Source organism: Pedobacter sp. 10L46_2 (assembly GCF_056395165.1).
On record NZ_JBFTIZ010000004.1, the window covers coordinates 44,442 to 52,106 of the forward strand.

Sequence of the window (7,665 nt, forward strand, 5' to 3'; positions counted from 1 at the left end):
CTTCGGTTTTCACCAGTAAAAGAAATGAAATTGAATAAATAATAAAGCTAAAATATAAATTGAATCCCTGATAAACTATTCAAATTTTGACACTTGTTGATGCTTTTTTGACCTATGGCGCTGAAGTTATGGCTTTCAATTTTGAACTTTTTGAACAAGATGCATATCAAAAGATTTTTGTTTCTTTTGCTTTTCGTAATGGCAAAAGCGCCGGCGTGACCCAGGCTTGAAATCTTACTCAATTTTTTGGTAAGCCACCGGATAGCGCTTTCTGAACATCGCGTAGGTCGCACTGACCATCACTAAGGCTACCACGGCATCTGTGGCTGTCCCAACACCAATGACGGCTACTTTTGACCCGAATGCGAAGATAATATCAAAGAAGATTCCGGCAAATACCCATTCTTTTAATCTCAGCAATTTGTCGGGAATCAGGAGCACGATGACGCCCGATATTTTAGCCACCCCCAGCAGGTAAATAAAATGCGCAGGGTAACCAAGTTGCTGGGTAATTTCCCAAACCAAAGCATTTTTGGTCAGTTCAAAGAATCCGCTTGCACCGAACCATAGGGAAGTTAAAACGATGCCGATCCAGAAGGTTATGTTTGTTGTTTTAGTATTCATGATTTCTATATTTATGTACTGTCTTACTTAATTGTTTGCAATTTATTTTACCTTAATGTCTTTAAATTCGCCGGCGGTGAATATTGCCCTGGTGGCGCTGTGTATGACGCTGCTTTTTCTATCCTGCAGCAGACCGATGATTTCCCATCCTGTTGCGCTGTATGCTTTGGGTAGTTCAATGCTAATCTGGCCTTTTTCGGGTTGATCCAGCTGGAAAGTCTGTAAGCTCCTTACAATCTGCACATGACTCAATGTACGGCCTTCATTTTCCCCACGTTTGATCTGATGAACTGCGTTCTTTTGAACGATCGCGATCAGCAGTTCATCGTCAGTTGTTTTTCCGGTTACCTGGTAATCGAGGCTCATTTTTGCGCCCTGCTGCTTGCCCTGCAGTTGCAGTGTGTTGACTGCGCTACCGCTAATGCCACTTGCTATGGCATAATTCATCGCTGACGCATTGGAACCTACGAATTCCGTTTTACCATTAACCACTACTTGCGGTGTGTAAACCTGTGCGCGAAGCTTGCTTGCATACTGATACTGACGTTTGCTGTAATCCGGATTGCTAAACACATCACGCCAGCCCTGGTTATCCCAGTAATCTACATGGTAAGACAAAGCATAAACGGGTTTGTCTCCGGCTTCGCGCTGCACTTTAGCCAATAGCTCGTCTGCTGGCGGACAGCTGGAACAGCCTTCGGAAGTAAAGAGTTCGAGAACGACGAAGCCATCCCCTTTTATCGTTTGTGAGATAGATGATTTGGAGGCCATTGATCTATTGGCCAGGGTCGCGGTCAGCAATAAGATGACGGCTAATGCGCAAAGCATGGTGAGTTGTATCCTTTTCATAATTTGAATCTTTAATTTGATCCAAACTTAGGGACTAAGGATACCCAAAAACAGGAGATTCGGATTGAATCGGACAATTGGGATCGCCACATAGACAGGGCGCCCCTTCAATTGGATTGTTGTTAACGGTTCTCCATCCAGGATAAGAAAGAGGTCGATTTTTCTTTATTGATAAGCAGTTTATCCGGAGTTTCGATTACCAATTTCACATATAGCTTACGCAGGAAATAATGCTCAATCTCCTTAATTGCACTGAAGTTGATCAGGTATTGTCGGTTCACCCTAAAAAACTGCTTTTGTGAAACCGAGCCGGTAACCTGATCCAGGGATTGGTTCAGGGAAAATTCTTGTCCGTCGAAGCACATGATCGAAGTGGACTCATTCCGGATGTAGAAATAGGCGATTTGTGCGATCTGTACTGTGGTATATTTCTGGTGCTTGAATACCAGGAAACTCGTCTTCTCCGCAGGTTGAACCATCTGGATCAGCAGGTCGCTCAGATCCGGAATCGTCTTTTGCTGAAAGAAGTTTTTCAGGTCATCCACTTTTTTCATGGCCCCGGCAATATCTTCTTTTGAAAATGGCTTCAGCACGTAATCCACTCCGTTACGCTTAAAAGCCTCAAGCGAATACTCGTCAAAGGCTGTACAAAAAACCACCGGGCAGCTAATTGTTACCGATTTGAAAATCTCAAAGCTGAGGCCATCTGCCAGCTGAACGTCCATGAAAATCAGGTCGGGCTGTGGTCCTTTGGATAACGCCGCTACCGACTCTTCTATACTTTGGTACGCGCCCGTGATTTTGGCATTGGGTCGGAGTTCCCGGAGTATATTTTCCAATGATTTGGCGGTTCGTAATTCGTCCTCAATGATGATGATGTTCATAGATTAATGGAAGTTTGATTTGAAATAATTGCTGGTCGTTCAGGATCTCCACTTTCCTGTCCAGCAAATGACTGTACTTGAGTTCAATATTTTTGAGACCAACTCCCAGAGAGCTTTCCTCATTATTCTTTAGCTGTATCTGATTCTCCACTACCAGCATTCCTGCTTCGCGGTAGATACTGATGTTTAATGGCCGATGTAAGGAGACGATGTTATGTTTCAGGCAATTCTCCACAAGCAGTTGTAGGGTAAAGGGCGGAATAAGCGTTTCCAGCACTTCATCATCCAGTTTGCTGGTAAATATAAAACCATCATCAAACCTGGCCTTTTGCAGGAAAAGGTAGGCGTTGAGGATATCCATCTCTTCACGAACGTGAATGAGATCCAGCTTGCGGCTCTCTAAGGTGTATCGGTAAAAGTTAGCCAGTTTCAGGATGAAATCTACCGACTGCTCATCATTGCTCTCCACCATGGCTTTCAGGGTATTCAGACTGTTGAAAAGGAAATGCGGATTGACCTGTTGTTTGAGCAGGTCATACTGCGCGCTGAGGTTGTCGTTTCTGAAGCGCTCCAACTCCATATTTACGTGTTGGTTCTCATAGTTCTGCTGCAGCAGGTTTAAAAACATATAGAAGACCAGGTTAATCAAGATCCCCCGAACCTCTACCATCAGCATCGTGGGGCCAAATTCAATATGGGAAAGTATTAGCTGCTGGATATAAGCCAGTGCGAGCATTACAGCGAGTCCGAATAACAGGGACTTCAGTAGTTTACGGTAAGAGATCTGCTGACCCTGGGTCTTATTGCTTTTTCGCGAAAGCATATAGATATTGAAGTACCACATCGTTACCGCAAAAGCCGCTGTGATACCTGCATTCACCGCAGCTTCTAAAAGATTGAACTGATGGGAAGCAAGTTGAGGCACTGAAGACAATACCCCCAGCACGATAGAACTGCTCCATATAATGGTATTTGATATCTTGAAATTCATTTTTTTCATGGATAAGCCAGGTGAGGTTAATCTGCCATTCTTATTTTTTCACGATGCTGCTTGCCCCACCGGATCATCTCCAGGATAATGGCCCCAAAAGAAAGGCAATAGTCTGTTTCACTGTATTCGACCAGCACTGGTGTTGAGGGTGTGACGGTTCTTTTGATCAGTTTATTGGCTTCCATATCCTTCAATTCCCTTGAAAGCATCCGGGTAGTGATACCCGGAATGCTTCTTTGTATGTCGCGAAAGCGCCTGTTCCCGTTACAGATCGAATTGATGATCATTAGCCTCCATTTTCCGCCCATGACGTACATGGTATCCTGCAGTGCCTGGATTTCTTCCTTTTGATTTCTGGGATCGGAAAGTATTTCTCCCGACTTACGGATAAGTTCTTCATTACTCATGATGTACTACTGGTTAAGGATTGCTTGCAAGATACTAAGATACGAAAGCTTATAAACTCATTCCCCCGTCCATCACGATTTCCGCACCGGTGATAAAACCGGAAGCCTCTCCGGCGAAATAAGCCACCATTTTAGCAACATCATCCGCAGCACCTATTTTCCGGAGCGGAATGCGCTCAATCATCCAGTCATCCAGGCCTTGTCGGCTGGCCTGGTCAAGCCCGAGTTTATTTAGAATCTCGGTCTGCGTTGGTCCTGGACTTACCGCATTCACACGTATCCCCCGCGGAGCCAATTCTACAGCTGCGATCTTCATTATTGAGTTCAGCGCCGTTTTGCCCGAGCTGTAGATAGAGGAGTTGGCTCCGCTCATGCTCGCCACGTTCGAGGAGAGGAAAACTACCGACGCACCATCGTTGCATTTTCAATCCCTGCACCTGCCAAAACTCCTGCATTAATGAACAGGATATCGATCCTGCCAAATTGTGCGCTCACTTTTTCAGCAAGTTCTTCAATAGCCGAGACCCGGCCCTGATCACTCACAAAACCGTTTACACCCAGGTCTGCAGCCGCTTTTTGCAGCGCATCTTCGCGTCTTCCGGTAATGATGACTTCCGCGCCCTGTAATTTTAATTCTTTCGCAGTCGCATATCCGATGCCACTGTTCCCTCCTGTGATAAGGGCTATTTTTCCTTTTAGCGTTTCCATATTTTTCTATTGTAAATTTGAACAAAAGTAAAATGCATTTGGTATAATTTTGTTACCAGTATAATCAATGATACCAGATAAACCATTATTCCTGACATCATTCCGACAATACCATAGCATCATTTTATTTGTTCATATCCAGTGGTTTATACGGCTACTGAAATTTCTACATTGATATTGTTTCTGCTTGCTTTTGAATAAGGACAGGTCTGATGAGCAGCTGCTACGATGCTGGTTGCTTCTTCAACAGAAAGACCTGGGAGGTTAACCTGTAACCTGGCCTGTAAGGCAAAGCCCTCTTCTCCTGTTCCCAGGTCAACTTCAGTGTCTACAGAGGTTCCTTCCGGAAGTTTGATTTTTGCAGCAGCGGCATTGTGTTGCATAGCGCCGATGAAACAGGCAGACCAGCCGGCAGCGAACAGTTGCTCGGGATTGGTACCTTTGCCAATACTTCCCGGAGTAGACAGCTCGATGTCTAAACGCCCATCTGTGCTCTTTGCTTTACCTTCTCGACCTCCGGTGATGTGGACTTTTCCAGTATATAATACTTTAGTGATTGCAGATCCGCCAGTGGCGGTTAAAACTGTTTGATTTTTCATTGTATTTGAATATTTAAATTTTTGAATGATGATGATTGTGAGTTATTCATGTTTATCGGGCCCATGTGGCAACCTCAAGGATAGCATCCGCGAAAGCTTGCGGGGCTTCCTGCGGAAGGTTATGGCCAACGCCACCGTTAATGTTATGGTGTGCATATTTTCCTTTAAAGCGAATGGCATAGACGCTCGGATCGGGATGCGGCGCTCCGTTGGCATCCCCTTCCAGGGTTACTGTAGGCACGGTAATGTAAGGAGCAGTAGCGAGTTTAGATTCCAGGGCATCATATTTAGCTTCTCCTTTAGTGATCCCTAATCTCCAACGGTAATTGTCAATCACAATTTGTACGTGATCAGGGTTTTTGAAGGATGCTGCAGAACGGCTATAAGTCTCCTCGCTGAATTTCCAGGTGGGCGAAGCCGTCTGCCAGATCAGTTTATTGAACTCAGCGGTATGTGCCTGATACCCTGCCTGGCCACGATCTGTAGCAAAGTAGTACTGGTACCACCAGGACAGCTCGGCTTGTGGTTTAAGCGGCGCCCTGTTACCAGCCTGGCTGCCGATCAGGTAGCCGCTCACAGAAACCAGTCCTTTCACGCGCTCTGRCCATAATGCGGCCATGATATCTGCGGTACGTGCACCCCAATCAAATCCGCCGACGATGGCATTTTTGATTTTCAAAGCATCCATAAAGGCAATCATGTCCACGGCAAGGGCAGATTGCTGACCGTTACGTGGCGTTGCAGCAGACAGAAAGCGCGTGCTGCCATAACCGCGCAGGTAAGGGATGAGCACCCTATAGCCTTTAGCGGTCAAGATTTCGGATACCTCTTTGTAACTGTAAATGTCATATGGCCAGCCATGAAGGAGCAGAACGGGCTCACCATTGGCCGGACCCGCCTCTACATAACCAATATTGAGTACACCTGCCTTTATTTGTTTGATGTGATTAAAAGGGTCCTCGAGCTGCCTGAGCGTACTGTTCTCAGCTATCGTGATTGGTTTTGCTGTAGCTGAAGAAAATAAAATCAGCTGTAGCGCTGCAAATATAAAGGCTAGTCTTCCTAAGCAGTGGCGAGGGGATATAGATTGATCTTTCATTGTATTTTATAGTATTTGTTGATTGATAAGGTAAATTTAGTGCTGCCGGGACCTGAGAAAAATCATAACCGGGCTGAAGTAGACAAGCTTAAACGCCAACCAGGCATTTGGGGGGTCGAACGTTTAAGTTCAATTTACTCCGATGGTCGTTTTTTCTTTTTCAACTGAATGGTGATCATACCGCAGCTTTGTGGATCCCGTTCAAATCTCGCCGTTGATATTGCGAGTACGGAAGCGAAGGCGATCATAGCTGCCGCAAGCCGCCTCCTGATTTCAACTGCCAGGTCCCGGGCCGAAAATAAGATGATGCTAATTTTCATAATTACTGTTTATTAGGTGATTTGATACCCCAAAACTACCAGGACAGGCTATGAAAAAACGAGTAAAAAACCTTGGGTCAGACAAATCGGGCCATGACCCAGACAGCCTGGTGGCTGAATTTTCTCCGAAAGCAATCTTCAAAAAAATCCCCCAAGGGATTTTCGATTTGGCTTCTTTATAGGAATATATTAAATTTAGCAACGACCAACTTACAAAGCCAGTTAGCATCCCCACCGTTTATGAAATTTTTTGTACTATTTATTTTGTCTTTCCTATTGGTATCTGCCCTACCATTTCTCTGGAATCAATTTTCATTTGTTAAAGCAGGCTTTCCCTTTCCCTACCTGCAAAGAATGACCTTTGAGAATTCAGAATTCACATCCACAACAATCTCGTTTGTAAGGGTAAATTTTGCGTATGATTTGATTTTAGTAGGGATTTTTGTTTGGGCATTCTATAAATTCAGCGCAACCATAAAAGGTAACACTTCATCTAAGCGTCCTTTTGAGAAATAAATGAATGAGAAAAACCTTAATTTTAATTTTAATTGCAATCGCCACAATTGCCTCAATTTATACCCTGGTCCATTATATTAAAATGGATGGATTTTCATTCTCCTGGATTCTGAACTTCATGTTGATGTTGTTTGTGGTTGTTTTTACCGCAGTACTAAAAAGTCCACTTGGTTCTTCCTACTTTAACGAAAAGGAATGGGAACGGAGAGGAAAAACATATGAATATCTCGGAATTAATTTTTTCAGAAAATTATTGGTTTGGATTGGCTGGGAAAAGGTGATCAGAAAATCAAACCCCATAGAAAAAAACACCAAAGCTTTAGTGAATTTGCATTATCAGACAAAAAAATCTGAACTAGACCACTTAATTATTCTGCTGATCGTCCTGGGGTTTAATGTTTTTGTGGCATTCGAATATGGAGTGCTCAAATCTTTATGGTTACTCATATTAAATGTCTTACTAAACCTTTATCCCATTTTCCTTCAACGATATAATCGGCCAAGAATAAAACGAGCTATAAATTTAAGCAAACGAGCTATCTAATTTGATCGCCTCTTTTAAAAGCTTTTTTATTGGATTTTCATCAATTTCCTCTGCGGTTTGATAGATTTTGTAAAAAATTTGCTTGTTTGTTCCATGAGACAGAAAGTGATCATAGTCATTTAAT

At 43.7% G+C, this 7,665-nt stretch carries 12 protein-coding genes; 2 read left to right on the forward strand and 10 right to left on the reverse strand.

The features are described 5' to 3' along the window. Nucleotides 1-86 precede the first annotated feature (86 nt). Nucleotides 87-230 (forward strand): hypothetical protein, encoded by a 144-nt coding sequence (locus AC1DDX_RS01170; protein WP_448633391.1) that lies wholly within the window; start codon nt 87-89, stop codon nt 228-230. A 4-nt stretch (nt 231-234) separates the two neighbouring features. On the opposite strand, the gene AC1DDX_RS01175 is transcribed toward AC1DDX_RS01170, so the two are convergent. From AC1DDX_RS01175 to AC1DDX_RS01220, 10 genes are all read right to left on the reverse strand, one after another. Next, a complete protein-coding gene (locus AC1DDX_RS01175; protein WP_172660888.1) occupies nt 235-624 on the reverse strand; it encodes a DoxX family protein in 390 nt (129 codons plus the stop codon). A 42-nt stretch (nt 625-666) separates the two neighbouring features. Then, nucleotides 667-1,473 (reverse strand): DUF1223 domain-containing protein, encoded by an 807-nt coding sequence (locus AC1DDX_RS01180; RefSeq protein WP_337715802.1) that lies wholly within the window; start codon nt 1,471-1,473, stop codon nt 667-669. 122 nt (nt 1,474-1,595) lie between these two features. Continuing rightward, entirely contained in the window at nt 1,596-2,312 is a 717-nt protein-coding gene (locus AC1DDX_RS01185) for a LytR/AlgR family response regulator transcription factor (protein ID WP_337715804.1), read from the reverse strand. A 25-nt stretch (nt 2,313-2,337) separates the two neighbouring features. Continuing rightward, nucleotides 2,338-3,348, reverse strand: a complete 1,011-nt coding sequence (locus AC1DDX_RS01190; RefSeq protein WP_337715806.1) for a sensor histidine kinase — start codon at nt 3,346-3,348, stop codon at nt 2,338-2,340. Nucleotides 3,349-3,374: 26 nt separating this feature from the next. Continuing rightward, nucleotides 3,375-3,755 (reverse strand): winged helix-turn-helix transcriptional regulator, encoded by a 381-nt coding sequence (locus AC1DDX_RS01195; protein ID WP_172660892.1) that lies wholly within the window; start codon nt 3,753-3,755, stop codon nt 3,375-3,377. Between the two features lie 49 nt (nt 3,756-3,804). Beyond that, nucleotides 3,805-4,128: an SDR family oxidoreductase gene (locus AC1DDX_RS01200; protein WP_477621716.1), complete on the reverse strand. Its 324-nt coding sequence runs from the start codon at nt 4,126-4,128 to the stop codon at nt 3,805-3,807. Between the two features lie 26 nt (nt 4,129-4,154). After that, nucleotides 4,155-4,463, reverse strand: a complete 309-nt coding sequence (locus tag AC1DDX_RS01205; protein WP_477621717.1) for an SDR family NAD(P)-dependent oxidoreductase — start codon at nt 4,461-4,463, stop codon at nt 4,155-4,157. A 146-nt stretch (nt 4,464-4,609) separates the two neighbouring features. After that, a complete protein-coding gene (locus tag AC1DDX_RS01210; RefSeq protein ID WP_337715810.1) occupies nt 4,610-5,062 on the reverse strand; it encodes an organic hydroperoxide resistance protein in 453 nt (150 codons plus the stop codon). A gap of 52 nt (nt 5,063-5,114) precedes the next feature. Next, nucleotides 5,115-6,161: an alpha/beta fold hydrolase gene (locus AC1DDX_RS01215; RefSeq protein WP_477621718.1), complete on the reverse strand. Its 1,047-nt coding sequence runs from the start codon at nt 6,159-6,161 to the stop codon at nt 5,115-5,117. A gap of 134 nt (nt 6,162-6,295) precedes the next feature. Beyond that, complete coding sequence (locus AC1DDX_RS01220) at nt 6,296-6,481, reverse strand: hypothetical protein (RefSeq protein WP_337715813.1); 186 nt, start codon at nt 6,479-6,481, stop codon at nt 6,296-6,298. 520 nt (nt 6,482-7,001) lie between these two features. Here AC1DDX_RS01220 and AC1DDX_RS01225 point away from each other — a divergent pair. After that, entirely contained in the window at nt 7,002-7,541 is a 540-nt protein-coding gene (locus AC1DDX_RS01225; RefSeq protein WP_337715815.1) for a glycosyl-4,4'-diaponeurosporenoate acyltransferase CrtO family protein, read from the forward strand. The last annotated feature ends 124 nt before the right edge of the window (nt 7,542-7,665 follow it).